This is a genomic window from Thermoactinomyces vulgaris, from assembly GCF_003688725.1.
In the GTDB taxonomy this organism is placed as follows: domain Bacteria; phylum Bacillota; class Bacilli; order Thermoactinomycetales; family Thermoactinomycetaceae; genus Thermoactinomyces; species Thermoactinomyces vulgaris.
Genome location: NZ_REFP01000012.1, coordinates 37,291 through 62,909, shown reverse-complemented (window position 1 = coordinate 62,909; position 25,619 = coordinate 37,291). Strand labels below are relative to the sequence as shown.

General features: G+C 48.7%; 25 protein-coding genes and 2 other annotated features. Of the genes, 24 read left to right on the top strand and 1 reads right to left on the bottom strand.

The features are described from left to right. Nucleotides 1-107: 107 nt before the first annotated feature. From radA to pssA, 3 genes are all read left to right on the top strand, one after another. Nucleotides 108-1,481: a DNA repair protein RadA gene (radA, locus tag ATH33_RS11755; RefSeq protein ID WP_037996979.1), complete on the top strand. Its 1,374-nt coding sequence runs from the start codon at nt 108-110 to the stop codon at nt 1,479-1,481. A 45-nt stretch (nt 1,482-1,526) separates the two neighbouring features. Continuing rightward, entirely contained in the window at nt 1,527-2,555 is a 1,029-nt protein-coding gene (gene disA, locus ATH33_RS11750) for a DNA integrity scanning diadenylate cyclase DisA (RefSeq protein ID WP_049720835.1), read from the top strand. A gap of 102 nt (nt 2,556-2,657) precedes the next feature. Then, nucleotides 2,658-3,368 carry a CDP-diacylglycerol--serine O-phosphatidyltransferase gene (gene pssA / locus ATH33_RS11745; protein ID WP_121874449.1) on the top strand — a complete coding sequence of 237 codons (711 nt, stop codon included), beginning with the start codon at nt 2,658-2,660 and terminating at the stop codon, nt 3,366-3,368. A gap of 47 nt (nt 3,369-3,415) precedes the next feature. On the opposite strand, the gene ATH33_RS11740 is transcribed toward pssA, so the two are convergent. Next, complete coding sequence (locus tag ATH33_RS11740) at nt 3,416-3,811, bottom strand: nucleoside triphosphate pyrophosphohydrolase family protein (RefSeq protein ID WP_037996988.1); 396 nt, start codon at nt 3,809-3,811, stop codon at nt 3,416-3,418. A gap of 272 nt (nt 3,812-4,083) precedes the next feature. Here ATH33_RS11740 and ATH33_RS11735 point away from each other — a divergent pair, with 272 nt between their 5' ends. From ATH33_RS11735 to rpoC, 21 genes are all read left to right on the top strand, one after another. Further along, a complete protein-coding gene (locus tag ATH33_RS11735; RefSeq protein WP_231564634.1) occupies nt 4,084-4,581 on the top strand; it encodes a CarD family transcriptional regulator in 498 nt (165 codons plus the stop codon). Nucleotides 4,582-4,703: 122 nt separating this feature from the next. After that, complete coding sequence (locus ATH33_RS11730; protein WP_037996994.1) at nt 4,704-5,798, top strand: PIN/TRAM domain-containing protein; 1,095 nt, start codon at nt 4,704-4,706, stop codon at nt 5,796-5,798. Between the two features lie 115 nt (nt 5,799-5,913). Then, nucleotides 5,914-6,603: a 2-C-methyl-D-erythritol 4-phosphate cytidylyltransferase gene (ispD, locus tag ATH33_RS11725; RefSeq protein ID WP_037996996.1), complete on the top strand. Its 690-nt coding sequence runs from the start codon at nt 5,914-5,916 to the stop codon at nt 6,601-6,603. Beyond that, nucleotides 6,600-7,079: a 2-C-methyl-D-erythritol 2,4-cyclodiphosphate synthase gene (ispF, locus tag ATH33_RS11720; RefSeq protein ID WP_037996998.1), complete on the top strand. Its 480-nt coding sequence runs from the start codon at nt 6,600-6,602 to the stop codon at nt 7,077-7,079. Before ispD ends, ispF begins: the two co-directional genes overlap by 4 nt. A 35-nt stretch (nt 7,080-7,114) precedes the next feature. After that, nucleotides 7,115-8,578, top strand: coding sequence for a glutamate--tRNA ligase (gltX, locus tag ATH33_RS11715; RefSeq protein WP_037997000.1), 1,464 nt, complete (start codon nt 7,115-7,117; stop codon nt 8,576-8,578). 31 nt (nt 8,579-8,609) lie between these two features. Then, nucleotides 8,610-8,827, top strand: a binding site (T-box leader). A 65-nt stretch (nt 8,828-8,892) separates the two neighbouring features. Next, the gene (cysE, locus tag ATH33_RS11710) at nt 8,893-9,660 is read left to right on the top strand and encodes a serine O-acetyltransferase (protein ID WP_206760047.1); all 768 of its coding nucleotides are present in this window, start codon (nt 8,893-8,895) and stop codon (nt 9,658-9,660) included. Beyond that, nucleotides 9,599-10,996: a cysteine--tRNA ligase gene (gene cysS / locus ATH33_RS11705; protein ID WP_037997003.1), complete on the top strand. Its 1,398-nt coding sequence runs from the start codon at nt 9,599-9,601 to the stop codon at nt 10,994-10,996. Before cysE ends, cysS begins: the two co-directional genes overlap by 62 nt. Beyond that, nucleotides 10,993-11,427, top strand: coding sequence for a Mini-ribonuclease 3 (locus tag ATH33_RS11700; RefSeq protein WP_231564633.1), 435 nt, complete (start codon nt 10,993-10,995; stop codon nt 11,425-11,427). The genes cysS and ATH33_RS11700 overlap by 4 nt, the downstream gene beginning before the upstream one ends. Continuing rightward, on the top strand, nt 11,420-12,160 hold the full coding sequence (gene rlmB, locus ATH33_RS11695; RefSeq protein ID WP_037997004.1) for a 23S rRNA (guanosine(2251)-2'-O)-methyltransferase RlmB: 741 nt from the start codon (nt 11,420-11,422) through the stop codon (nt 12,158-12,160). The genes ATH33_RS11700 and rlmB overlap by 8 nt, the downstream gene beginning before the upstream one ends. Next, entirely contained in the window at nt 12,153-12,674 is a 522-nt protein-coding gene (locus ATH33_RS11690; RefSeq protein WP_037997007.1) for an NYN domain-containing protein, read from the top strand. Before rlmB ends, ATH33_RS11690 begins: the two co-directional genes overlap by 8 nt. A gap of 95 nt (nt 12,675-12,769) precedes the next feature. Beyond that, nucleotides 12,770-13,435: an RNA polymerase sporulation sigma factor SigH gene (gene sigH / locus ATH33_RS11685; RefSeq protein ID WP_037997009.1), complete on the top strand. Its 666-nt coding sequence runs from the start codon at nt 12,770-12,772 to the stop codon at nt 13,433-13,435. A 325-nt stretch (nt 13,436-13,760) separates the two neighbouring features. Continuing rightward, the gene (gene rpmG, locus ATH33_RS11680) at nt 13,761-13,910 is read left to right on the top strand and encodes a 50S ribosomal protein L33 (protein ID WP_037997011.1); all 150 of its coding nucleotides are present in this window, start codon (nt 13,761-13,763) and stop codon (nt 13,908-13,910) included. Nucleotides 13,911-13,949: 39 nt separating this feature from the next. Continuing rightward, nucleotides 13,950-14,174 carry a preprotein translocase subunit SecE gene (gene secE, locus ATH33_RS11675; protein ID WP_037997014.1) on the top strand — a complete coding sequence of 75 codons (225 nt, stop codon included), beginning with the start codon at nt 13,950-13,952 and terminating at the stop codon, nt 14,172-14,174. Between the two features lie 45 nt (nt 14,175-14,219). Beyond that, nucleotides 14,220-14,753, top strand: coding sequence for a transcription termination/antitermination protein NusG (nusG, locus tag ATH33_RS11670; protein ID WP_037997016.1), 534 nt, complete (start codon nt 14,220-14,222; stop codon nt 14,751-14,753). Nucleotides 14,754-14,919: 166 nt separating this feature from the next. Then, complete coding sequence (gene rplK, locus ATH33_RS11665; protein WP_037997076.1) at nt 14,920-15,345, top strand: 50S ribosomal protein L11; 426 nt, start codon at nt 14,920-14,922, stop codon at nt 15,343-15,345. Nucleotides 15,346-15,433: 88 nt separating this feature from the next. After that, on the top strand, nt 15,434-16,132 hold the full coding sequence (rplA, locus tag ATH33_RS11660; RefSeq protein WP_037997019.1) for a 50S ribosomal protein L1: 699 nt from the start codon (nt 15,434-15,436) through the stop codon (nt 16,130-16,132). Between the two features lie 140 nt (nt 16,133-16,272). Continuing rightward, nucleotides 16,273-16,428 (top strand) — a sequence feature (ribosomal protein L10 leader region). 26 nt (nt 16,429-16,454) lie between these two features. Further along, nucleotides 16,455-16,958 carry a 50S ribosomal protein L10 gene (gene rplJ, locus ATH33_RS11655; protein ID WP_121874448.1) on the top strand — a complete coding sequence of 168 codons (504 nt, stop codon included), beginning with the start codon at nt 16,455-16,457 and terminating at the stop codon, nt 16,956-16,958. A gap of 41 nt (nt 16,959-16,999) precedes the next feature. Then, nucleotides 17,000-17,365, top strand: a complete 366-nt coding sequence (gene rplL / locus ATH33_RS11650; RefSeq protein WP_037997021.1) for a 50S ribosomal protein L7/L12 — start codon at nt 17,000-17,002, stop codon at nt 17,363-17,365. A 120-nt stretch (nt 17,366-17,485) separates the two neighbouring features. Then, nucleotides 17,486-18,088, top strand: a complete 603-nt coding sequence (locus tag ATH33_RS11645; RefSeq protein ID WP_037997022.1) for a class I SAM-dependent methyltransferase — start codon at nt 17,486-17,488, stop codon at nt 18,086-18,088. A gap of 235 nt (nt 18,089-18,323) precedes the next feature. Then, nucleotides 18,324-21,878 (top strand): DNA-directed RNA polymerase subunit beta, encoded by a 3,555-nt coding sequence (gene rpoB / locus ATH33_RS11640; protein WP_037997024.1) that lies wholly within the window; start codon nt 18,324-18,326, stop codon nt 21,876-21,878. Between the two features lie 71 nt (nt 21,879-21,949). Next, complete coding sequence (gene rpoC / locus ATH33_RS11635; RefSeq protein ID WP_037997026.1) at nt 21,950-25,564, top strand: DNA-directed RNA polymerase subunit beta'; 3,615 nt, start codon at nt 21,950-21,952, stop codon at nt 25,562-25,564. Nucleotides 25,565-25,619: the final 55 nt, after the last annotated feature.

The following is a 25,619-nucleotide window of genomic DNA, read 5'->3' as shown; positions in this document are numbered from 1 at the left end:
CTTAATAGGAAGAGATTTTGCCGGTGAAAAAGTCTCCATAAATTTTTAAAGAGTGATTTGTTATAATGTTTGAAGATCATGATTCATTGTAAGTGGGAGAAAAAGCCATGGCGAAGAAAAAAACAAAGTTTGTTTGTCAGGAATGCGGCTATGAAACGCCGAAATGGATGGGCCGGTGCCCCGGCTGTCATGAATGGAACACCATGGTGGAAGAGCTCAACAGCGAAAGTTCAACCGTTCCCGGTACCGGAATGCACAGAAAGAGCAAACGGGAAAAAGCCATTCCGATTACGCAAGTGGAGAAGCTGGATCAGCCTCGTTCTGACACCGGGATCAGAGAGTTGAACCGGGTATTGGGCGGAGGATTGGTGCCGGGTTCTTTTGTTTTGGTGGGTGGAGATCCGGGAATCGGAAAGTCGACTCTGCTTTTGCAGGCGACGCATGAACTGGCAAGGCGGGGATTGTCCGTTTTATACGTGTCAGGAGAAGAGTCCGCGGAACAGATCCGGTTGCGTGCTGACCGGCTGGATGCTTTGAGCGACCGTTTGTTGGTGGTATCCGAAACGGATTTGACGGCCGTTGAATTGTTGATGGACGAAGTGCGGCCGAAATTGATGGTGATCGACTCAATTCAAACCATGTTTCATCCGGATATTGCTTCAGCGCCGGGAAGTGTCGCTCAGGTTCGCGAATGCACCGGACAATTGATGCGGTGGGCCAAGGAACAAAACATTGCGATCATCATCGTGGGGCATGTGACCAAGTCGGGGTCGCTGGCCGGACCGAGGATGCTTGAACACATGGTTGACTGCGTTTTATATTTTGAGGGGGAACGCCATCACACATACCGCGTTTTGCGTGCGGTCAAAAACCGCTTTGGTTCCACGAATGAAATAGGTGTTTTTGAAATGAAGGAAGAAGGATTGGCGGAAGTCGAAAATCCTTCGGAGTTGTTTTTGTCGGGTCGTCCGGTGGGAGCTCCGGGGACGGCTGTGACGGCAAGTATGGAAGGAACCCGCCCGGTTTTGGTCGAATTGCAGGCATTGGTGGCTCCGACGAGTTTTGCCACCCCCAAACGGATGGCAGCCGGCATCGATTATAACCGGGTTACGATGATCATGGCGGTTTTGGAAAAGAGATTGGGGCTTTTCTTGCAAAACTATGATGCTTATATCAACGTTGTAGGAGGCGTTCGCATTGACGAACCGGCCGTTGATCTCAGTGTGGCCGTCAGTCTGGCATCCAGTTTTCGGGACGTGGCCGTATCGCCGTTTGATTTGTTTATCGGTGAAGTGGGACTGACCGGGGAAGTGAGAGGAGTCTCACGGATTGAACAACGCGTGGCCGAAGCGCATAACATGGGTTTTAAAAGAGTCATTCTCCCCGAGAAAAATTGTCAGGGATGGACGCCTCCGAACGGGATCGGACTAATCGGGGTCAAAACGTTGGAAGAAGCATTAGAAGTGGCGTTGGGAGGGTAGGGTGTGAAAAACGACAGACATCAAGGAAGCAGTAGTATTTTACAAATGATCGCTCCGGGAACTCCCTTGAGAGAAGGATTGGACAACGTCTTGGGAGCTAAAACAGGGGCTCTGATCGTGATCGGCTATGACGAGGGAGTTCGCGAAATTGTGGATGGGGGTTTTCATATCGATTGTCCGTTTACGCCCGCTTATCTTTATGAATTGGCCAAGATGGACGGAGCGATTATTCTGAGTAACGACGGGAAAAGGATATTGTATGCAAACGCACAATTGGTTCCTGATTCCGCAATCCCTTCCACGGAAACAGGCATCCGTCACCGCACGGCGCAGCGAACGGCTAGGCAGACCGGGAAATTGGTGGTCTCAATATCCCAGCGCAGAAATATTATCACTTTGTATAAAGGTAACTTTCGTTACGCCCTGAAAGATATGGGAGTGATTTTGACCAAGGCCAACCAAGCCATCCAAACCTTGGAGAAATACAAATCCGTTTTGGATCAAACCACCACGAACCTGACGGCGCTGGAGTTTGAAGAGTTGGTCACCTTGAGCGAAGTGGCACTGGTTTTGCAACGGGTAGAAATGGTGCTCAGAATCAAACGCGAGATCGAAACATATATTCATGAATTGGGAACGGAAGGCCGACTGGTCAGTATGCAATTGGAGGAACTGGTGGCTGACACGGAAGATGAAGCGAAGTTGTTGATTGAGGACTATTGCATTGATCCGTGTGTTTCTCCAGAAGTGGTTTTCCAAGAGTTGCAGAAGTTGTCGTCGGATGATTTGCTGGAACACGCCAACCTGGTGCGGATTTTGGGATATCCATCGTCCGTCAACATTGAAGAGGAAGCCGTTTTGCCGCGCGGATACCGGATTCTTCATAAAATCCCGCGCCTGCCAAGCCATGTGATTTATAAATTAGTTGAGCGCTTTGAAAATTTATCGAGAATCATGGTGGCAACCATCGATGAACTGGATGAGGTCGAAGGAATCGGAAGTGTGCGCGCAAAGATGATCAAAGAAGGATTGAAGCGAATTCAGGAACAAGTATTTATTGACAGACATATATAAATAACCTAGACTATAATGAAACCACTTTAAAAAATTACAAAGAACATCAAATTAGAAAACTTTGAAAGATGTTTTGGTATTTCTGATTAGGAGGTTCCCTTTATGATTGCCAGAGCATTACCTAGTTGTTTAACGGTTGGGAACTTATTACTCGGGATTGTGTCAATTCTTTTGGCATTTCAAGATTCGTGGGAATATGCGGCGATCATGGTGATTTTCGGAATGATTCTGGATGGCTTGGACGGGCGGGTGGCCCGTATGCTGAATACGCAAAGCGAATTTGGAAAAGAGTTGGACTCATTATCGGATGTTATTTCATTTGGCGTGGCTCCTGCAGTCATCATGTATGTATCTTCATTTCAACATATGGGGATGGAAGGTTGGTTGGTGACAGCCATATTCCCCATTTGCGGAGCTTTGAGGTTGGCACGCTTTAACGTACATCCTGGTGAACCGGGCTACTTCATCGGATTGCCGATCACGGCCGCAGGCGGGATTCTTGCGACCATGGCTTTGTATCATAATCATGTGCCCAATGTGTATTTCCTCATGGTGGCCATGCTTTTCTTATCCTTCCTGATGGTCAGTCAAATCAAATATCCGACGTTTAAAAAGGTGGGCATTCCGAAATCTGCCGTATGGATGGCCCCGCTTTTTTTGATCGCGATTGCGGCGACAGCCGTGTTATACCCGCGCGAATTGCCAAAAGTCCTGTTTATTCCCTTGTTTTTGTATGCTTTGTATGGTGTGAAAAAAGCCGTGAGTTTAAAACGTGAAGAAGATGGCGAAAAAGCGATTGAAGAGTGGAAATAGGAAAAATAAACAACCCTTTTTTAAAAGGGTTGTTTTCCTTTGAATCATTAACGGAGATTGAATACTCCGAGTGTTGTGAGTTTTTTTGATTCCTTTTCCATCACTTCGGGGAGGGAGATCTCCAACAGATTGCATAAAGCAGTGAGATAAAAGAGGTTTTTTCCGATTTCGGTCTGAACGGTTTCCAGGCATTGGTCACACAACCTGCCGGATAAATGCGTTTTGAAGTGATTTTTCCATTCTTCACGGGGGGCATCGGTGGGGTAAGGTTGTTTCTGTGCATCAATCCGGATGCATCCGCATTCGGTGACGGCTTTGGTGAGAGACCGGTTGATCCGGGTGCCGGATTCTTGAAATTTTGATGTCACATCTAAAAAACTGCGATGCCGGATGAGTAATTCATCGACTTGTTCCTGAAAGGAAGAAAAAGGGTTTTCGCTCATGCCTTTCACCTCTTTTTTTCGTATAGAGACGGCAGATTTATAGAAAGACTTCGGGGGATGACCTGTGTCATCAGCCTTGTGGTCGCAATGGAAGTCAGTTTTATTATATAGGGAGCGGAATTATAGTGTCAATTTTTTGACAAGACGGAACAGCAGGACAAATGGAAAAAGGGATTGACGATAATCAGTTTTGTATGCTAAGATAATGATTTTTATTTTATTGACTGTGCTGAAGTTTTGTGATATCTTGGAAACAGATATTGCCTCTGGAGGTGGATCTTTTGTTCAATGTTGGCGATAAAGTGGTATACCCCATGCATGGTGCAGGTGTCATAGAATCGATTGAAGAGAAGGAGATCTTGGGTGAGCGGAAGAAGTACTATGTCATGAGGATGCCCATTGGAGATATGAAGGTCATGGTTCCCATGAGCAATGTGGAGAAAATCGGTTTGCGCGAAGTGGTCGATGAGTCGACCGTTGACAAAGTGCTGAAACAAATGAGGCAAAGGGACAACCATGATACACTCAATTGGAACCGACGTTATCGTGCCAATATGGACAAAATCAAAAGCGGAGACATTTATGAAGTGGCAGAAGTGGTCTGTTCGCTGATGCTCCGCGATGAAGAAAAAGGATTATCCACCGGAGAGAGGAAAATGTTGGACAATGCCAGGCAGATTTTGATCAGTGAACTGGTGCTGGCAAGAGACATGAATGAGGAAAAGGCGATGGAGTTGATTGACGGCATCTTTTCCGATAAGGACTCATAATCGTTTCTATTTTCTGTTGTAACAAAAAGGTCATAAGAAAAATTTTTGATATCAGGTTTTCATTTTTGCAGAATGTCTATAATGATTATTACGAGCATCGTTTTGGGAGGAGGTGAAGCCCCGTGTTAAAACGTTTTGTCGAACTTGCTTTCACCTTGGTCGGAGCATCCGCTGGCTATTATTTAGGTCCTGAGTTTTTCGGGTTGCTTCAAGAGTCTCCTCTGAATTTTGGCGAAGTGCCGGGACCGCATTATATTGGCGCGGTTCTTGGAGCGATCATCATGTTTGTCGCAACATTTTGGTTGTCGAATAATGTGGTGAAGTGGATTCGCTGGAGCGAAGAACGTTTGGTTAAAATACCGGCTGCGGATGGACTTTTCGGGGCTCTTGGTTTAATTTTCGGATTGATTGTTGCATTTTTAATTCAACAACCGTTGGCACAGCTGCCGATACCGGGCGTAAACCGTGTGTTGCCTTTTATCTTTTCCGGTTTGTTCGGTTATCTTGGATTCAGGGTGGGATACAAAAAGCGGGATGAACTGATCTCGGTTTTTACGCTTGGGCGTCAAAATAAAGAAGGAAAACAGAAAAACGAAGAAAAGCCTTATGTTGAGCATAAAATTTTGGACACCAGCGTGATTATTGACGGACGCATTGCCGATATTTGCCGTACGGGCTTTTTGGAGGGGACGTTGGTGATTCCGAGCTTTGTGCTCGAAGAACTGCAACATATCGCCGACTCATCCGATGTGCTGAAACGGAACCGGGGACGTCGCGGATTGGATATCCTGAACAAGATCCAAAAAGAGCTGGATGTTGATGTCCTGATTTATGAAGGCGACTTTGAAGAAATTCAGGAAGTGGACAGCAAGCTGGTCAAATTGGCCAAAGTTTTGTCGGGGAAAGTGGTCACCAATGATTTCAACTTGAACAAAGTTTGTGAGTTGCAAGGAGTCAGCGTGCTCAACATCAATGACTTGGCCAATGCCGTGAAACCCGTTGTGTTGCCCGGGGAAGAAATCAATGTTCAAGTGATTAAAGACGGGAAAGAACATGGTCAAGGCGTGGCATACTTGGATGACGGAACCATGATCGTGATTGAAGGCGGGCGTGAATACATCGGGGAACGGATTGATGTTTTGGTCACCAGTGTGTTGCAAACATCTGCGGGTCGGATGATTTTTGCCAAACCGAAACTTTTGGAAAAGGCGTTGTAGGCTTTTTAAATCTTTAAGGAAAAAATGAAATTGCCGTTGCTTGAGGCCCGTGATTGGTTTATATTCTAAACCAAGGACGGGCATATTTTGTTGCAAAGCGAAAGGAGACAGGTGCTTGAGTGTCGGAGTTGTGGTTCCTGCCGCAGGACTGGGAAAAAGAATGGGGGCCCGTGAACCGAAGCAGTTTTTAACCTTTCACGGTCAACCCATCTTGATACATACTTTGGCCTTGTTTGAATCTTTTCCCGAAATTGATGAGATGGTGGTTGTCGCTGATCAAAAGGAGATCGGGCGGACGCAAAAGATGATCAGGGGAGCGGGGCTTCAAAAAGTGACGCATGTCGTTCCCGGAGGAAAAGAACGGCAAGAAAGTGTTTATCTGGGATTGAAGAAGATTTCGACGGACTGGGTCATGGTGCATGATGCGGTCCGTCCTTTTGTCAGTCATGAAGCGATTTCCCGTTTGTTGGAGGAAGCCCGCATGCACGGAGCCGCCATATTGGCTGTGCCGGTGAAGGATACGGTCAAAGTGGTCGATGATGCGGGAATTGTTGAAAACACCCCGGACCGGAAGCGCCTGTGGGCAGTCCAAACGCCTCAGGCTTTTCGGCGCGAGGTCCTGTTGTCGGCGCATGAGCATTTTGCCGGACGGGAAACGGTGGCGACGGATGATTCCATGCTGGTGGAAGAAATGGGCGTGGATGTGCGTGTGGTTCAAGGGGAATATACAAATATCAAGCTGACCACACCTGATGATTTATATTTGGCAGAAGCGATTTATCAGATGAGGGGAAAGAAGAAATGATTCGCATTGGACAAGGATTTGACGTTCACCAGTTTGCTGTTGGAAGACCGCTGATTGTCGGCGGCATCACCATTCCATACGAAAAAGGGTTGATGGGCCATTCGGATGCGGATGTTTTATTGCATGCCATTACGGATGCGATTTTGGGTGCCGCAGGGATGGGGGATATCGGAAAAATCTTTCCGGATACGGATGATGCTTACAAAGACGCCGACAGTGCGGTGTTGTTAAAAGAGGTCTGGAAGCAAGTGAAAGAAAAGGGGTACGCATTGGGGAATCTTGATTCCGTGATCATTGCCCAGAAACCGAAGATGGCTCCGTACATTCCTCAAATGACGCAAAGAATTGCGGAGATTTTGGAAGCGGAAACCTCTCAGGTGAATGTGAAAGCCACCACCACGGAGCAGCTGGGTTTCACCGGACGCGAAGAAGGAATGGCATCCATGGCGGTGGTTTGTCTTGTGCAAAATCGATAAAGAATGGAATCTGGCATAAAAGGAGAGAGTAAAACATGGACAGGGTTCGCACACGTTATGCACCCAGCCCCACGGGGCATCTGCATATCGGCGGTGCAAGAACGGCATTATTCAGTTATTTGCACGCCAAACGCAATGGTGGCGATTTTATCGTCCGGATCGAAGATACTGACACGGAAAGGAACGTGGAGGGCGCCGATGAAAAACAGATGGCCATGTTGAAATGGCTGGGCATCGAATGGGACGAAGGCGTGGATGTCGGCGGTCCTTACGGGCCTTATCGTTGCATGGAGAGAACGGAAATTTACAATCGGTACATTGATCAGCTTCTCAAAGAAGGGAAAGCTTATTTGAGCTATACCACCAAAGAAGAGCTGGAAAAAGAGCGCGAGGAGCAGATTGCCCGGGGAGAAGTTCCCAAATACAGCGGATGGGACCGGGATTTGACTCCGGAACAGCGGGCGAAGTTTGAAGCGGAGGGACGGGTTCCCAGTGTCCGCTTTCGTGTGCCGGAGGGAAAAACCATTGTCATCGAGGATGAAATTCGCGGAACGGTGAAATTCGAATCCGACGGCATCGGGGATTTTGTCATTCGCCGGCCGGACGGACGCCCCACTTACAATTTTGCCGTGGTTGTCGATGATGCCTTGATGAAAATCAGCCATGTGATCCGCGGGGAAGAGCATTTATCCAACACCCCGAAACAAATCATGATTTACGAAGCCCTTGGTTTCAAGCCGCCGGTCTTTGCCCATATTCCGCTCATTTTAAACGGCGAAGGCAAGAAAATGAGCAAACGGGATGAAAGCATCATCCAATTCATTGATCAGTATAAGGAATTGGGTTATTTACCCGAGGCGATCGTCAACTTCATTTCGCTTTTGGGTTGGTCGCCGGAAGGGGAAGAAGAGATGTTTACACCGCAAGAGCTGGTAGAAGTGTTCTCGCTTGAGCGGGTGTCCAAAGCGCCGGCGATTTTTGACACCGGAAAATTAAAATGGATGAACGGGCAATATATCAAAAAAGCATCCTTGGAACGGGTCGTTGAGCTGGCCATTCCCCACTTGGAAAAAGCTGGCCGCATCCGGACGCCGCTCGATGAGGAACAGAAAGCCTGGGTGACCCGCCTGGTCGCTTTGTATCAGGAGCAAATGGAGTATGCGGCGGAAATTGTTGAGTTGTCGGATTTGTTCTTCCAAGATGAAATCAATTACTCTGAACAAGCCCGGCAAGTGCTTGCGGAAGAGCAAGTTCCCGCTGTCTTGAAGGCCTTTTTGGAACAAGTTCAACAAAGCGGGTCCTTTGAACCGGATGATATCAAGAAAATGTTTAAACAGGTGCAAAAAGAAACCGGTTATAAAGGGAAAAAATTGTTCATGCCGGTCCGGGTGGCCGTCACCGGTTTGGAACACGGCCCCGATCTGCGCGGAAGCCTTTCTTTGATTGGCCGGGACCGGGTGATAAAACGTTTGCATCAAGTCATTGACAATGTTTTGTGAAGCCGCCAAAATAATATAGATAGAAACGAGTAACAAGGCTGTGATCGGGAGAGTCAGATGTTAAAGGGATTCCAGAGAGGAGCTGGCCGGTGCGAAGCTCCATTCCTGAACATCTGATATGCACCCGGGAGCTGACCTCTGAAACGGATGCGGCCCGGAGTAGGAGGATCCGGCCACCCGCCGTTATCGGGAAAAAGAGGGGCCTGGTTGGCCCAAACAGAGTGGAACCGCGGATATACCGTCTCTGTAGCTTGCGTGCTGCAGAGATTTTTTATTTCCTATTTCAAATCGGCGATAAGAGGGGGAAACCTGACATGCTGTGGAGTAAGAAAAATGGAATTCGCCAAACTCTGCAGGCAGATATTCAAGCGGTGTTTGACCGGGATCCGGCGGCTCGGAGCACTTTGGAAGTGGTGTTGACTTATTCCGGATTGCATGCATTATGGGCTCACCGGTTGGCGCATTGGTTCTACAAAAAACGTTTGTTGCTCATTGCGCGTATAATATCTCAGTTAAACCGCTTTTTTACCGGGATTGAGATTCATCCCGGTGCCAAAATCGGCCGGGGGGTCTTCATTGATCACGGAATGGGTGTGGTCATCGGAGAGACATGTGAAATTGGCGACTATGTGACGATTTATCAGGGCGTCACATTGGGAGGAACAGGCAAAGAAAAAGGAAAACGGCATCCGACGATCGAGGATCATGTGATGATTGCGTCAGGGGCGAAAGTTTTGGGCTCCATTCGTGTCGGACGTTTTGCCAAAGTCGGAGCCGGCTCGGTGGTCTTGCGGGATGTGCCGCCCAATTCCACCGTTGTCGGAGTGCCGGGACGGGTAGTGATTCAGGACGGCGTGAGGGTGAAAGATGATTTGGATCAAGTGAACCTGCCCGACCCGGTTGCGGAAACATTGCGATCCATGCATGTTGAAATGGATGCGTTAAAAGCCCGGTTGAGTGAGTTGGAAGCGAAGTTAAACTGCAGGGAAAATCCAGTGGATCAGGGAGGAACAACCGACGATGACAATACAGCTTTACAACACGCTGACCAGAAAGAAAGAAATGCTTCAAGTGCAAAATAATGAGGTTCGCATCTATGTGTGCGGCCCGACGGTATATAACTTTATTCATATCGGGAACGCCCGTGTCTTTGTCTTTTTTGACGTGGTGCGGCGGTATTTGCGCTCCCGGGGTTATCGTGTGACTTATGTGCAGAATTTCACCGATGTCGACGACAAGTTGATCCGGGCCTCCCAAGAAACGGGAAAACCGGTCCCGGAAATTGCCGAACAATACATCCAAGCTTATTTTGAGGACATGGATACATTGGGGGTGCAACGGGCGGATGTGCATCCGCGGGCAACCGAGCATATTCCGGAGATGATTGAAGCGATTCGGGATCTGATTGACAAAGGATATGCTTATGAAAAGAACGGGGATGTTTACTTCCGCTCCTTGCGCAAAAAAGATTATGGAAAACTGTCCCATCAATCGTTGGAAGAATTGAAGGCGGGGGCCAGGATTGAAATCAATGAACAAAAGGAACATCCGTTGGATTTTGCATTGTGGAAAGCCGCCAAGCCCGGGGAAATCAGCTGGGAAACGCCTTGGGGACGCGGGCGGCCCGGCTGGCACATCGAATGTTCCGTAATGGCACGCAAATACCTGGGGGACACGTTGGACATCCATGCAGGCGGAGCGGATCTCTGCTTCCCCCACCACGAAAACGAGATCGCACAAAGCGAGGCATGGACGGGCAAAACATTTGTGCGTTATTGGCTGCATAACGGGTATATTAATATGGGAAATGAAAAGATGTCGAAATCGCTCGGGAATGTCAAACGCGTGGTTGAATTGCGTAAGACCTATTCCCCGGAGGCGATCCGGTATTTCCTTTTATCTGCCCATTACCGGCATCCGATTTCCTTCAGCGATGAAGTGATGAGACAGGCGGAAGGAAGCATTGAACGGATCCAAACCGCGGTGGAAAATTTAAAACACCGGTTGGATTCGGCGATGCCCGGCGGGGAAGATCCGGAAACGGCCGCGAAGCTGTCACGGTACAAAGAGCAGTTTGAAGCCGAGATGAACGATGATTTCAATACAGCCAATGCCATCAGTGTGCTGTTTGAAGTGGTCAAACTGGCGAATGAAACGGTGGCGAAACCGGTCGTGTCCAAGGAAACGGTTCAAGGAATCTTGGATTGGCTGAAAACGCATGGGGAAGAAATTCTGGGCCTGGTCACAACCGAATCGGAAGACCGCCTGGAGCAGGAGCTGGAAGCCTTGATCGAAGAAAGGCAAAAAGCGCGAAAAGCCCGGGATTTTGCAAAAGCTGACGCAATCCGGGACCAGCTTTTGGCCCGCGGGATTGTGCTGGAAGATACACCACAAGGAGTTCGATGGAGAAGAAAATGAGTGAAAATATATTCGGAATGCTTCAACCGCTGACAAAAACACCGCGGGAATATAATCCTTTGTTGCTGGCTTATCTGGGTGATGCCGTGTATGAGATATTTATCCGGCATCACCTGGTGGCCCGCGGCATTGCCCGGCCTCAGGACTTGCAAAAAGAGGCGGCCAAATTTGTGTCTGCTTTGGCCCAAGCCAAAGTGTACAAAGCGATTGAAAACGATCTGACGGAAGAAGAGCGGGACATCTTAAGACGCGGCCGCAATGCCAAGTCAGGAAGTGTCCCCAAAAACGCAAAGGTGACGGATTACAGACAAAGCACCGGATTGGAAGCGTTGATGGGCTACCTGTATTTGAAAAAAGATGAACAACGTTTGCATGAATTGATGAATTCAGCGATAGAGATTGTCGAAAAGGGGTACAAGGAAAATGATTGACTGGATATACGGGAAACACGCGGTTTTGGAAACATTGAAGTCCGGGCGCCCGGTGGAAAAAATTCTTTTGGCAAAAAATATCAACAAATTCAGCGTGAATGAGATCATTGAACACGCCAAAAAACAAAATGTTCCGTACCAATGGGTGCCCCGTTCCCGTTTGGACCAATTGGCGGAAGGGAATAACCATCAAGGAGTCGTTGCCCAAGTCGCTGCCTTTGAGTACGCTTCGCTGGAAGACCTTTTTAAGCGGGCGGAGCAGAAACAGGAGGCACCCTTTTTTTTGCTTTTGGACAGTATTGAAGATCCCCACAACCTCGGATCGATTTTGCGTTCAGCCGATGCTTCGGGGGCGCATGGCGTCATCATTCCGAAGCGGAGGGCGGCAGGGGTGACTTCCGTGGTGGCAAAAACCTCGGCCGGTGCGGTGCAACATGTGCCGGTGGTCCGGGTGACCAATTTGAATCGTGTTGCCGATGAATTGAAAGAACGGGGAGTTTGGCTCGTCGGAAGCGACGGATCGGCCGAACAGGAGTATACCGGGATTGATTACAACATGCCGGTTGCCGTGGTGATCGGGAATGAAGGGCGCGGGATTCACACGTTGTTGAAAAAGAAATGCGATTTTTTGGTGAAGCTCCCGATGAGAGGGAAGGTTTCATCGTTAAATGCATCGGTTGCGGCGGGGATTCTCATGTATGAAGTCATGCGCTGCCGGATGAATGATGGTTAAGCACGAAGAATGGCTGGTGGTGGATGGGTATAACGTGATCGGTGCCAAGTCGGGGGTGCACTGGAATCCGGTTTCGATTGAAGAGGAACGGGTTCAATTGATTCGCGATTTGTCTGAATATCAGGCGATGACCGGCCGGCAGGTCCATCTTGTGTTTGATGCGCATTCCACACCAGGGATTGACGTGAAAACCGACGAGGAGAAAATTCTGGTTTACTATACCCGTCGCGATGAAACCGCGGATGAGTTTATCGAACGCTTTGTCAAGAAGCATAAAAGCCCGCACCGCTCCATTTATGTGGCAACGTCCGATTATCTGGAGCAACGGATGGTTTTCGGACAAGGGGCCTACCGCATCTCTTCCAGGGAGCTGTTGGAGGAGATCCGGATCGCAAAAGAGAAATTAAACAAAAAATTGAAACGGGAGAGGCAACAAAAGCAAAGAAACACCTTGGAAGAAAGAATAAGTATCGATCTCAAACAGATATTTGAAAAATGGAGAAGGAAAAAATAGGTTAAAATTTGACGTTTTTGTTTCACTTCGGATATAATAACATTACTGTGGGTTAATATAAGGGTTTATAGGCTACTTGGTCGGGAGGGAAAGCGGTGAGTGTAAATCTTCAATCCAGTAATTTTGTCACTTACGACAGAAATGCTGATTACAAAAACATGGCCGACGAAGAGCTGGTTTATGGCGTACGCGTGGGAGATCATCAGGCTCTGGAATATTTGATTAATAAGTACAAAAATTTCGTCAGAGCGAAAGCGAGATCCTATTTTCTCATCGGAGCCGATCACGAAGATATCGTGCAGGAGGGGATGATTGGACTATTTAAAGCGATTCGGGACTTTAAGGGGGACAAGCTGGCTTCGTTTAAAGCATTTGCCGAATTATGCATCACGCGCCAGATCATCACAGCGATCAAAACGGCTACCCGACAAAAACACATTCCGCTCAACTCTTATGTTTCATTGGACAAGCCTGCTTACGACGACGATACGGACAGGACGTTGCTGGATAAAATCCCCGGAAGTCTATCAAACCCTGAGGAGATCTACATCAGCCAGGAAGAATATAATGATATTGAAGATAAAATAGCGAAAATTCTTAGTGATTTGGAACGGAAAGTATTGATGTTGTATCTGGACGGACGTTCTTATCAGGAAATCGCGGTCGACTTAAATCGACATGTGAAGTCGATCGACAACGCCTTGCAGAGAGTGAAACGGAAATTAGAGAGATACCTTGAAGTGCGTGAACTTTCTTTATGATTAACAAAAGCACCGGTTCACAAAAGAACAGGTTTCGTACCTGTTCTTTTGTTTGGATTCGACAAAAAACATCATGATTCCTTTTTGTTTTGAAAAAATGTATGGAAAATCATGCGGATTGCTTGCTTTTTAACAAAGTATTCAAAAATTCCCGGCCGGTTTCTTTTTTATAAACTGATTTTTGATGAGCGAAATTTATGTCAATAATGGTTTTACAAACGGCTTTACATTGACAGCAGGGAGCCAGTGTGATAATGTAATTTGGGTATTTTCTATCGTTTCCTTCCGTTTGAACGGCGACTTGATGAAGAGGAGGTGTCGGAAGATGCGGGTGAACATTACACTGGCTTGCACCGTATGTCGTTCACGCAACTATGCATTGACCAAAAACAAAAGCAAACATCCGGATCGCATGGAATTACGCAAATATTGTCCGCGTTGCAATTCGCATCAAATCCATCGTGAAACCAAGTAATAAGGGTTTAGCTGCTTGATAGAAGATGGGGGTGACAATATGGCTGCTTTTCAAGGCCTTAGACGTGGAGTCCGGAAAAGTGTTTCCGGCACAGCCGGCTTTTTCCGGGGAAGCATTCAGGAGCTGAAAAAAGTTCGCTGGCCAAACCGGCAGGAAATGTTCAACTACACCGTTGTGGTTTTGCTGATTGTGATACTCTTGGCTGTCTTTTTCTTTGTCGTGGATGCTGGGATTTATCAGTTGGTGAAACTGATTACTAAATAGCAGTCATTTCTTAAGGGGGGGACAGGGGTCAAACCCTGATGAGCAATGGAGAAAAATTGGTATGTGGTTCACACGTATTCCGGCTACGAGAACAAAGTGAAAACCAACCTGGAAAAGCGTGTCCATTCCATGGACATGCAAGATAAGATCTTCCGCGTTCTTGTACCAATGGAAGAAGGAATCGAGCACAAAGACGGAAAAAAGAAAACGGTAATGCGAAAAGTCTTTCCGGGTTATGTGTTGGTAGAGATGGTTATGACCGACGACTCGTGGTATGTCGTGCGAAACACACCAGGAGTGACAGGATTCGTGGGTTCATCAGGGGCAGGGTCCAAGCCAACTCCCCTTATGCCGGATGAGGTTGATGCCATCCTGCGTCAAATGGGCATGGAAGAGTCTAAGGTGACGGTTGATTTTTCGATTGGCGAAAATGTCAAAGTGAAGGAAGGACCGTTCGCTAATTTTGTCGGAAGAATTGACGAAATTGATGCAAGCCGTTCAAAAATCAAAGTAATGGTCAATATGTTCGGCCGGGAGACGCCGGTTGAACTGGATTTTGACCAGGTGGAAAAAATTTAGCGAACCGAAAACTTTCGTTTCTTTTTTGTGTGTGGTAAAGTATAACTGTTTGTTGTATGTTACCCCCATCTTTGGGGCGAGCGCAAGCCTGACTGAAAGGGAGCTTGCCTTTCCGTGGGAGGGTAATACCCGAGAAAACCACATGTTTGAAGGAGGTTGGATTCGCGTGGCCAAAAAAGTCATTAAAGTGGTCAAGCTGCAGATTCCGGCTGGGAAAGCCAATCCGGCACCGCCTGTAGGTCCGGCATTGGGTCAAGCTGGTGTGAACATCATGGGATTTTGTAAAGAGTTCAATGCCCGCACGGCTGAACAGGCCGGACTGATCATTCCGGTTGAAATCACGGTTTATGAAGACCGTTCCTTTACGTTTATCACCAAAACTCCTCCAGCTGCCGTTCTCTTGAAGAAAGCAGCCGGGATTGAATCCGGATCCGGTGAACCGAACCGGAATAAAGTAGCGACCATTAAACGGGATAAAGTGCGTGAGATCGCTGAAATGAAAATGCCCGATTTGAATGCCGCAAGTGTGGAAGCTGCCATGCGCATGGTGGAAGGCACGGCAAAAAGCATGGGCATTCAGATCGAAGACTGATCGGGCGAAGAGCCGGGCTGCTCTGCCACGAGCAGCTTGAAGCTTGTGGGAGGATCTTCCGCTAAGACCACGAAAGGAGGAAATGAACGTGGCAAAACACGGCAAAAAATATCTTGAGGCGCTTAAAAAAGTTGACCGCGAAAAACTCTACAGCCCTCAAGAAGCATTGGAACTTGTGAAAGAAATTTCCACTGCGAAATTTGATGAAACGGTTGAAGCAGCGTTCCGTTTGGGAATCGACACCAAAAAAGCTGACCAGCAAGTGAGAGGTGCGGTGGTGTTGCCGCATGGTACCGGGAAAACCAAACGTGTTCTCGTCTTTGCCAAAGGGGAGAAAGCAAAAGAAGCTGAAGCTGCCGGTGCCGATTATGTCGGGGATGAAGAGACGATCAACAAAGTCAGCCAAGGATGGCTTGATTTTGACGTGGTTGTGGCCACTCCCGACATGATGGGGCAAGTCGGTCGTTTGGGACGGATCCTGGGACCGAAAGGATTAATGCCAAACCCGAAAACCGGTACGGTTACCTTTGAAATCGAGAAAGCCGTAAAAGAAATCAAAGCCGGCAAAATTGAATACCGTGCCGACAAAGCCGGTATAGTCCACGCTGCGATCGGTAAAGTTTCCTTTACGACAGATCAATTGCGTGAAAACTTGCAAGTGTTGGCTGACGCTTTGATGAAAGCCAAACCGGCTGCTGCCAAAGGAACCTACATGAAGAGCGTGACCGTTTCTTCGACCATGGGACCTGGCGTTTCCGTCAGCGCACAACAATTGGTTGGTCGTTAATTTTTGCATCTGGAAATCTTTTGCACGGGGCAATAAAGAGAACAAGTATTGCCCGGTGATGACTTTTCTGATATAATCCGTGTCATGATGTGATTCGCCGGTGGCAGTGTGTCTGCTTCGGATGAGGTGAATCCGCAATAATTGGATATAGCTTTTTACCGTAGACAGTAGGTGCCGAAGTTGCTGCTTAATATCCTACCGAGGTAAGGATACATGCATGGATGTGGTGTGTTCCACGGAATCCATACGAGTAACGGAAGCCTTCGACTGTCTACGGAGGCTTTTTCTATTTTTAAAAACTCCTGATGAGGAGGTGTGCCGCGTGTCCAAAGCGATTGAAAGAAAAAAACAAGTTGTCGCAGAAATCGCAGAAAAACTGGAAAAGAGCAAAAGCACCATTGTAGCTGACTATCGCGGTTTGGATGTAAAACAAATGAACGAGCTGCGCAAACAGTTGCGCGAAGCCGGCGTTGAATTCAAGGTGCTCAAAAATACGCTGACCCGCCGCGCTTGCGAACAAGTCGGCGCCAACGACCTGACCGAGCATCTGACCGGACCAACCGCAGTTGCATTCAGCTACGAAGATGTAGTGGCTCCGGCCAAAATTCTCCATGGCTTTGCCAAAGAGAACAAGGAGCTGGAAATCAAAGGCGGTTTGGTGGAAGATAAAGCCGTCAGCCTTGATGAAATCAAGGAACTGGCAGAACTGCCGTCCTACGAAGGTTTGCTCTCCATGTTGCTTAGCGTGTTGCAAGCGCCTGTGCGCAACTTTGCACTGGCTGTCAAAGCAGTGGCTGACAAAGATGGAGAAGCTGCCGAAGCTTAAAAAATTATTGATATCTAACAGAATGCAAGGAGGTTTCCTTTATGTCTAAAGAAGAAATCATTCAAGCGATTAAAGAAATGAGCGTTCTCGAACTGAACGATCTTGTAAAAGCAATCGAAGAAGAATTCGGTGTAACTGCTGCGGCTCCGGTTGCAGTGGCTGGTGCTGCCGGCGGCGGGGATGCTGCTGAAGAAAAAACTGAATTTGATGTTGTGCTTGCCAATGCAGGCTCCTCCAAAATCAACGTCATTAAAGCCGTTCGCGGTATTACCGGCCTCGGCTTGAAAGAAGCAAAAGCACTTGTTGACAACGCTCCGTCCCCGGTCAAAGAAGGAGTTTCCAAAGAAGAAGCAGACAAAATCAAAGCAGAACTCGAAGAAGCCGGTGCTACTGTAGAAGTTAAGTAATCGTTTGGATCCGGCTAACCCGTCGTCATACGGTCGGCGGGTTCTCTTTTTAAAGCAGACGATCTGAAATTTGAGATGAGAAGGACTGATCCTCTCTTCAAAAAAGGAGATCCGTTATCCATGGCTGATCACTATTTTTCCCGTCAACCTGAGTCGAAAAGTGAAGAGCGCGAAATCCAAGCCGTTCTGTCGGGTGAATCTTTCCGGTTTAAAACGGATGCCGGTGTGTTTTCGAAAAAGGGAATTGATTTTGGCACCCGCCTTTTGATTGAAAGCGCCGAGATTGAACCGGAATCCGCCGTCCTTGATTTGGGCTGCGGCTACGGAGCGGTTGGAATTGCGGTGAGCAAAACGGTTCCGGATGTAGCAGTGACCATGGTGGATGTGAATGAACGGGCTGTTCAGCTGGCAAAAGCGAATGCAGCTTTGAATCAAGCGGATGACCATGTGGAAATTTTGGTCAGCGACGGGTTCTCTCAATTGCAAGGCAGAAAATTTGACCATATTTTGTTAAACCCGCCGATTCGTGCGGGGAAATCAACGATTTACCGTCTGTTTAAAGAAGCGTCTGTTGCCCTTCATCCAGGGGGATCTTTGTGGATCGTCATCCGCAAGCAACAGGGAGCGGAATCGGCCAAAAAAGAGTTGGAACAATTATTTGCAGATGTGGATGTGGTCCGGAAGAAAAAAGGGTATGTCATTATCCGCTCACGAAAAGATTGACACTAAATTTTCGTTATGATAGTGTATTAAATTGCAGAAAGTGTCTTTGAACTCATAGAATCATTGAAAACGGTTGTGTGAAAACCGGTTGGTTTATTGCGCGATCCAACTGGATAAAATAGGTAAATAGACTGCTTCTAGGTAAAAATGAGGTTCAATATCACTCATTTTCTTTTTTTACTTTGACAACCGCATCTGGAAAGCGGTTTTGACTGGGTGCGAGGGGGGAGTTTATTTGGCTGGTAAAATGATCCCGTGTGGTCGTCGGCAACGTCGTAGTTATGCTCGCATTAACGAGGTTTTGGAACTACCGAATCTGATTGAGATTCAATTGAAGTCATACCAATGGTTTTTGGATGAAGGTTTGCGGGAAATGTTCCGCGACATTTCGCCTATCGAAGATTTCACGGGGAATCTGGTGTTGGAATTTATCGATTACAGCTTGGGCGAACCCAAGTATACCGTGGAGGAAGCAAAAGATCACCAGGTTACCTATGCAGCACCGTTGCGCGTGAAAGTTCGCCTGATCAACAAAGAAACCGGTGAAGTCAAGGAACAGGAAGTGTTTATGGGTGACTTCCCGCTCATGACAGAAACCGGAACCTTTATCATCAACGGCGCAGAACGAGTCATTGTAAGCCAATTGGTTCGTTCGCCCAGTGTGTATTATAACACGAAAGTCGATAAAAACGGGAAACCGACTTATACTGCCACAGTAATTCCAAATCGTGGCGCTTGGCTTGAGTTGGAAACCGATGCCAAAGATATCATTTATGTTCGCATTGATCGTACACGGAAAATTCCGGTGACGGTTCTTTTGCGTGCGCTCGGATTCAGCAGTGATGCGGAAATCCTCGAGTTGTTGGGGGATGACGAGTATATCCGCAACACCCTGGATAAAGACAACACGGGGAATACTGAAAAAGCGCTGATTGAAATTTATGAACGTTTGCGTCCGGGTGAACCGCCAACCGCGGAAAATGCCCGCAGTCTGCTTTATGCGAGATTTTTTGACCCGAAACGGTATGACTTGGCAAGTGTCGGACGCTATAAAATCAATAAAAAACTGCATATCAAAAACCGTTTGATCAATCAAAAACTGGCTGAACCCATTGTGGATGCGGAAACCGGCGAAATTTTGGCCGAAGCCGGACAAGTCTTGGAGCGCCGCGTGTTGGACAAGTTGATGCCTTATCTCACCGGGGAAAAGGCATACGGTTACAAGTCCTACAAAGTGCGTGGAGGCGTGCCGGAAGACGGAACGATTGAGTTGCAATCCATCAATATTTTCTCCCCGTTGGAAGACGGAAAAGTGATCAAAGTCATTTCGAACGGGGAAGTGGATGACTCGGTCAAACACATTACCGCTGCGGATATTTTGGCTTCCATTAACTACTTTATCAACTTGTTGCACGGGGTTGGCTCAACGGATGACATTGACCATCTCGGAAACCGCCGTCTGCGTTCCGTCGGGGAATTGTTGCAAAACCAATTCCGGATCGGTTTGTCCCGGATGGAGCGTGTGGTACGTGAACGGATGTCCATCCAGGATGCCAATGCCATCACACCGCAAGCGCTGATTAACATTCGTCCGGTGATTGCCGCGATCAAAGAGTTTTTCGGCAGCAGCCAGTTGTCCCAATTCATGGATCAGACCAACCCGCTGGCTGAGTTGACGCATAAACGCCGTTTGTCAGCCTTGGGTCCCGGTGGTTTGACCCGGGAGCGCGCAGGGATGGAAGTGCGTGACGTTCACCACTCACACTATGGTCGGATGTGTCCGATCGAAACTCCTGAGGGTCCGAACATCGGGCTGATCAACTCTTTATCGACATATGCACGGGTCAATGAGTACGGCTTTATCGAGACGCCTTACCGCCGGGTCGATCCCGAAACCGGAAAGGTGACGGATCAAATTGATTATCTGACTGCGGATGAAGAAGACCATTTCTATGTTGCCCAAGCCAACGCAGAACTGAACGAGGATGGAACCTTTGCCCATGAAACGGTGACCGTCCGTTACCAAGATGAAACGATTACCGTTCCGCGGGATCGGGTCGATTACATGGACGTTTCCCCGAAACAGGTCGTGTCGGTGGCAACGGCATGTATTCCATTCTTGGAAAACGACGACTCCAACCGTGCGTTGATGGGATCGAACATGCAGCGTCAAGCCGTTCCGTTGCTCCGCCCGAGAGCACCGTTTGTCGGGACCGGCATGGAACATATTGCCGCCAGGGATTCGGGGGTCATGATTCGTGCCAAACGGCCCGGCACCGTTGTGCGGGTTACAGCGGATGAAGTATGGGTCCGCCATGAGGAAGAAGTGGACGGCCGCGTGGTTGAAGGGGACATCGACAAGTACAAGCTGACGAAGTTTGCCCGTTCCAACCAGGGAACCTGCATCAACCAGCGTCCGGTTGTCAAGTACGGGGAGAAAGTGAAAGCCGGTGACACGCTGGCGGACGGTCCTTCAACCGAACAAGGGGAATTGGCCCTGGGACAAAATGTGGTTGTCGCGTTCATGACGTGGGAAGGTTACAACTACGAGGACGCGATCTTGTTAAGTGAAAAGCTTGTGAAAGAAGATGTTTACACATCGATTCACATTGAAAAATACGAAAGCGAAGCACGGGATACCAAATTGGGACCGGAAGAAATCACACGGGATATTCCCAATGTCGGGGAAGATGCGCTGAAAAATCTGGATGAACGCGGAATCATCCGCGTGGGGGCTGAAATCAAACCCGGCGACATCCTCGTGGGGAAAGTCACTCCGAAAGGAATGACCGAACTGACCGCGGAAGAGCGCTTGTTGCACGCCATCTTTGGTGAAAAAGCGCGGGAAGTTCGCGACACCTCACTGCGCGTTCCCCATGGAGAATCCGGAATCGTTGTCGATGTAAAAGTGTTTACCAGGGAAAACGGAGATGAGTTGCCGCCTGGCGTCAACCAACTGGTTCGCGTGTACATCGCCCAAAAACGGAAGATTTCCGAAGGGGACAAAATGGCGGGACGCCATGGAAACAAAGGGGTTATCGCAAAAGTTCTGCCGGAAGAAGACATGCCGTTTTTGCCCGACGGCACGCCGGTTGAAGTGGTGTTGAACCCGCTCGGGGTTCCGTCACGGATGAATATCGGACAGGTTCTGGAAGTCCACCTTGGGATGGCTGCAAAAGCTTTGGGGCTTCATATGGCGACACCGGTCTTTGACGGTGCGACCGAGAACGATGTCTTTGACACGTTGGAAGAGGCCGGACTTAGCCGGGACGGGAAAACCATCCTGTACGACGGCCGGACGGGTGAACCGTTTGAAAACCGCGTCACGGTCGGGGTTATGTATATGATCAAGCTGGCTCACATGGTTGACGATAAAATTCACGCCCGTTCAACCGGACCGTACTCACTGGTTACCCAGCAACCGCTTGGAGGTAAAGCGCAGTTTGGCGGTCAGCGGTTCGGTGAGATGGAGGTATGGGCGCTGGAAGCTTACGGTGCAGCCCACACCTTGCAGGAAATTCTCACTGTGAAGTCAGACGATGTCGTCGGTCGTGTGAAAACGTATGAAGCGATTGTCAAAGGTGAAAATGTGCCAGAGCCGGGTGTTCCCGAATCATTCAAAGTTCTCATCAAAGAACTGCAAAGCTTGGGTATGGATGTCAAGATCCTTGCCGGCGATGAGCAGGAAATTGAGATGCGCGAACTGGATGAAGAAGATGAACCGGCCAATGAAAAGTTAGGATTTGATTTGTCGGTCGATGAAGGCAATAAATCCAACTCTTCTTCGTAGTGCGAAAGGGGGAGCGTGTGAAACGCTCTCCTTACGCACAACGGGATGAATCCTGAGGGAGGAATCGCCCAATGCTCGATGTAAATAACTTTGAATTTATGAAAATTGGTCTCGCCTCGCCCGAGAAGATCCGTTCCTGGTCCCGTGGTGAGGTGAAAAAACCCGAAACGATCAACTATCGTACGTTAAAGCCGGAAAAAGAAGGCTTGTTTTGTGAAAAAATCTTTGGTCCGACCAAAGACTGGGAGTGTCACTGCGGAAAGTACAAACGGGTCCGGTATAAAGGGGTTGTTTGTGACCGGTGCGGTGTGGAAGTAACCCGTTCGAAAGTGCGCCGCGAACGCATGGGGCATATCGAATTGGCCGCACCCGTCTCCCATATTTGGTACTTCAAAGGAATTCCCAGCCGGATGGGTCTGGTTCTGGATATGTCTCCCCGTTCACTGGAGGAAGTGATTTACTTCGTTTCCTACGTGGTCGTGGATCCGGGATCGACCCCGCTGGAGAAAAAACAATTGTTGTCGGAAAAAGAATACCGTACTTACCGCGAAAAATACGGTTCCGCATTTACAGCCATGATGGGGGCCGAAGCGATCAAACGGTTGCTTTCCGAAATTGATCTGGATAAAGAAGTCGAGGCACTGAAAGAGGAACTGCAAACCGCACAAGGGCAAAGACGCAACCGTGCGATCAAACGTTTGGAAGTGCTGGAAGCATTCCGCACCTCCGGAAATGATCCGGCATGGATGGTTTTGGATGTTTTGCCGGTGATTCCTCCGGAACTGAGACCGATGGTCCAACTGGATGGCGGACGGTTTGCCACTTCCGACCTGAACGATTTGTATCGCCGGGTGATTAACCGGAACAACCGCTTAAAACGTTTGCTGGATTTGGGTGCTCCGGATATCATCGTGCAAAACGAGAAAAGAATGTTGCAGGAAGCGGTCGACGCCTTGATCGATAACGGCCGTCGCGGTCGTCCGGTGACCGGTCCGGGAAACCGCCCGCTGAAGTCGTTGTCGCATATGTTGAAAGGGAAACAAGGACGTTTCCGTCAAAACCTGCTCGGAAAACGGGTCGACTATTCCGGCCGTTCGGTAATCGTCGTCGGACCCCACTTGAAAATGTACCAATGCGGCTTGCCCAAGGAAATGGCTTTGGAGCTCTTTAAACCGTTTGTCATGAAAGAGTTGGTGGCAAGAGGGCTGGCCCACAACATCAAAAGTGCTAAACGGAAAGTGGAACGCGTCCATCCCGAAGTTTGGGATGTCTTGGAGGACGTGATCAAAGAGCATCCGGTTCTGTTGAACCGTGCGCCGACGTTGCACCGTCTGGGAATCCAAGCGTTTGAGCCGGTCTTGGTCGAAGGGCGTGCCATCCGTTTGCACCCGCTCGTATGTACGGCTTATAACGCGGACTTTGACGGGGACCAAATGGCGGTTCACGTGCCCCTTTCGGCTGAGGCGCAAGCGGAAGCCCGTCTGTTGATGTTGGCGGCACAAAACATTTTGAACCCGAAAGACGGCAAACCGGTAGTCACGCCTTCACAAGACATGGTTCTCGGTTCTTACTATCTGACGCTGGAAAAAAGAAACGATCCCGGAGAAGGAAGTGTGTTCTACTCCATTTCCGAAGCGATCAATGCATACGATCACGGTTATGTCACTTTGCATTCGCGGATTGCGATTCCGGCGAAAAACGTGGGCAAAAACGTCTTTACGGAAAAGCAAAAGGACGCACTCTTGGTGACAACCGTCGGGAAATTGATTTTCAACGAAATTTTCCCGGCAGATTTCCCGTATATCAATGAACCTTCCAAAGAAAACCTGGTACGCACTCCGGACAAGTATTTCATTTTCGAAAAAGGAACCAACGTGAAAGAATTCATCCAGAATATAGAGGAACCGTCCGCTTTGAAAAAAGGACACCTCGGAACGATTATTGCCGAGTGTTTCCGCCGTTTTGGAACAACGGTGACCTCTGAGGTTCTGGACAAAGTCAAAGAGTTGGGATACAAGTATTCCACCAAAGCGGGAATCACGATTTCCGTTTCCGATGTCACGGTTCCGGAAGAAAAGAAAGACATTCTGGCCAAGGCAGACGAAGAGGTTAAAAAAGTCCTCAAGCAATACCGTCGCGGTCTGATCACCGACGATGAACGGTATGAACGCGTCATTTCGATCTGGAGCCAGGCCAAAGACCAAATCACGGACGTCCTGATGAAGAATATGGGCAAATTCAACCCCATTTATATGATGGCCAACTCCGGTGCGCGGGGGAACGTGTCGCAAATCACCCAGCTGGCGGGAATGCGCGGTCTGATGGCAAACCCGGCCGGTAAGATCATTGAACAGCCGATTCGTACCAACTTCCGTGAAGGGCTGACCGTGTTGGAGTACTTTATTTCAACACACGGTGCACGGAAAGGTTTGGCGGATACCGCCCTCAGAACGGCAGACTCCGGTTATTTGACCCGCCGTTTGGTCGACGTGGCTCAAGATGTGATTGTGCGTGAAGACGACTGCGGTACGGATAAAGGAATTTCCGTGACCAAACTGGCCGAAGGCAATGAAGTGATTGAGGAACTGTATGACCGGATCGTGGGACGGGTTTCCTTCCAAACGGTTCGTCATCCGGAAACGGGTGAAGTGATTGTCCGCCGGAATGAATTGATCGATGAAGACATCGCCAAAGAAATTGTGGATGCTGGCATCGAAGAAGTAGTCATCCGTTCGGTGCTGACATGCCGGACCCGACACGGGGTGTGCAAAAAATGTTATGGACGCAACCTGGCCTTGGGTACGCCGGTGGAAGTCGGTGAAGCCGTCGGAATCATTGCCGCCCAATCGATCGGTGAACCCGGAACCCAGCTGACGATGCGGACGTTCCATACAGGCGGGGTGGCCGGAGACGACATCACCCAAGGTTTGCCACGGATTCAAGAGCTGTTTGAGGCCCGGAATCCAAAAGGTCAGGCGGTCATCAGTGAAATTGCCGGTACGGTCAAAGACATCCGCGAAACCAAGGATCGCCGTGAAATCGAAATTGAAGGAGCGGTGGAATCCAAAGTTCATGTCGTTCCGTACGGCGCACGGCTGAAAGTGGACGTGGGTGATGTTGTGGAAGCCGGTGTGGAGCTGACCGAAGGTTCGGTGGACCCGAAAGATCTGCTCCGCATCAAAGGCGCCCGCGGGGTTCAAAATTATATCTTGCGCGAGGTACAAAAAGTGTACCGCTTGCAAGGGGTTGAAATTAACGATAAACACGTTGAGGTCATGGTTCGCCAAATGATGCGCAAAGTCCGGATCACCGATGCTGGAACGACGGACTTGTTGCCGGGGTCCATCGTGGATATTCACGATTACGAAGATGCCAACCGGAGAGAACTGTTGTCGGGCGGGGATCCGGCAGTGGGCCGTCCGGTTCTGCTCGGAATCACCAAGGCTTCACTGGAGACCGATTCCTTCCTGTCGGCAGCATCGTTCCAAGAAACAACCCGCGTCTTGACCGATGCCGCCATCAAAGGAAAAGTGGATCGTCTGTTGGGATTGAAAGAAAACGTGATTATCGGGAAATTGATCCCGGCCGGTACCGGTATGGATCGTTACCGTTCCATGGGATACAAGTTGGCGAATGAAGTCGGGGACAGCGACAAACAGGAGATGGAAAAGGTAACGATTGAATAGTGTTTTTTATTGACTTTGCTCATTCATGGTGGTAATATATCCTCGTGTGCTTGGA

Bases quoted from the DNA above. Each gene is read 5' to 3' on its own strand.
- disA (WP_049720835.1), top strand. From the start codon at position 1,527: ATGATCGCTCCGGGAACTCCCTTGAGAGAAGGATTGGACAACGTCTTG.
- gltX (WP_037997000.1), top strand. From the start codon at position 7,115: ATGGACAGGGTTCGCACACGTTATGCACCCAGCCCCACGGGGCATCTG.
- cysS (WP_037997003.1), top strand. From the start codon at position 9,599: ATGACAATACAGCTTTACAACACGCTGACCAGAAAGAAAGAAATGCTT.
- ATH33_RS11700 (WP_231564633.1), top strand. From the start codon at position 10,993: ATGAGTGAAAATATATTCGGAATGCTTCAACCGCTGACAAAAACACCG.
- radA (WP_037996979.1), top strand. From the start codon at position 108: ATGGCGAAGAAAAAAACAAAGTTTGTTTGTCAGGAATGCGGCTATGAA.
- ATH33_RS11645 (WP_037997022.1), top strand. From the start codon at position 17,486: ATGGCTGATCACTATTTTTCCCGTCAACCTGAGTCGAAAAGTGAAGAG.
- ispF (WP_037996998.1), top strand. From the start codon at position 6,600: ATGATTCGCATTGGACAAGGATTTGACGTTCACCAGTTTGCTGTTGGA.
- rpoC (WP_037997026.1), top strand. From the start codon at position 21,950: ATGCTCGATGTAAATAACTTTGAATTTATGAAAATTGGTCTCGCCTCG.
- pssA (WP_121874449.1), top strand. From the start codon at position 2,658: ATGATTGCCAGAGCATTACCTAGTTGTTTAACGGTTGGGAACTTATTA.
- secE (WP_037997014.1), top strand. From the start codon at position 13,950: ATGGCTGCTTTTCAAGGCCTTAGACGTGGAGTCCGGAAAAGTGTTTCC.
- ATH33_RS11740 (WP_037996988.1), bottom strand. From the start codon at position 3,811: ATGAGCGAAAACCCTTTTTCTTCCTTTCAGGAACAAGTCGATGAATTA.
- rpmG (WP_037997011.1), top strand. From the start codon at position 13,761: ATGCGGGTGAACATTACACTGGCTTGCACCGTATGTCGTTCACGCAAC.
- rplL (WP_037997021.1), top strand. From the start codon at position 17,000: ATGTCTAAAGAAGAAATCATTCAAGCGATTAAAGAAATGAGCGTTCTC.
- rlmB (WP_037997004.1), top strand. From the start codon at position 11,420: ATGATTGACTGGATATACGGGAAACACGCGGTTTTGGAAACATTGAAG.
- nusG (WP_037997016.1), top strand. From the start codon at position 14,220: ATGGAGAAAAATTGGTATGTGGTTCACACGTATTCCGGCTACGAGAAC.
- ATH33_RS11690 (WP_037997007.1), top strand. From the start codon at position 12,153: ATGGTTAAGCACGAAGAATGGCTGGTGGTGGATGGGTATAACGTGATC.
- cysE (WP_206760047.1), top strand. From the start codon at position 8,893: ATGCTGTGGAGTAAGAAAAATGGAATTCGCCAAACTCTGCAGGCAGAT.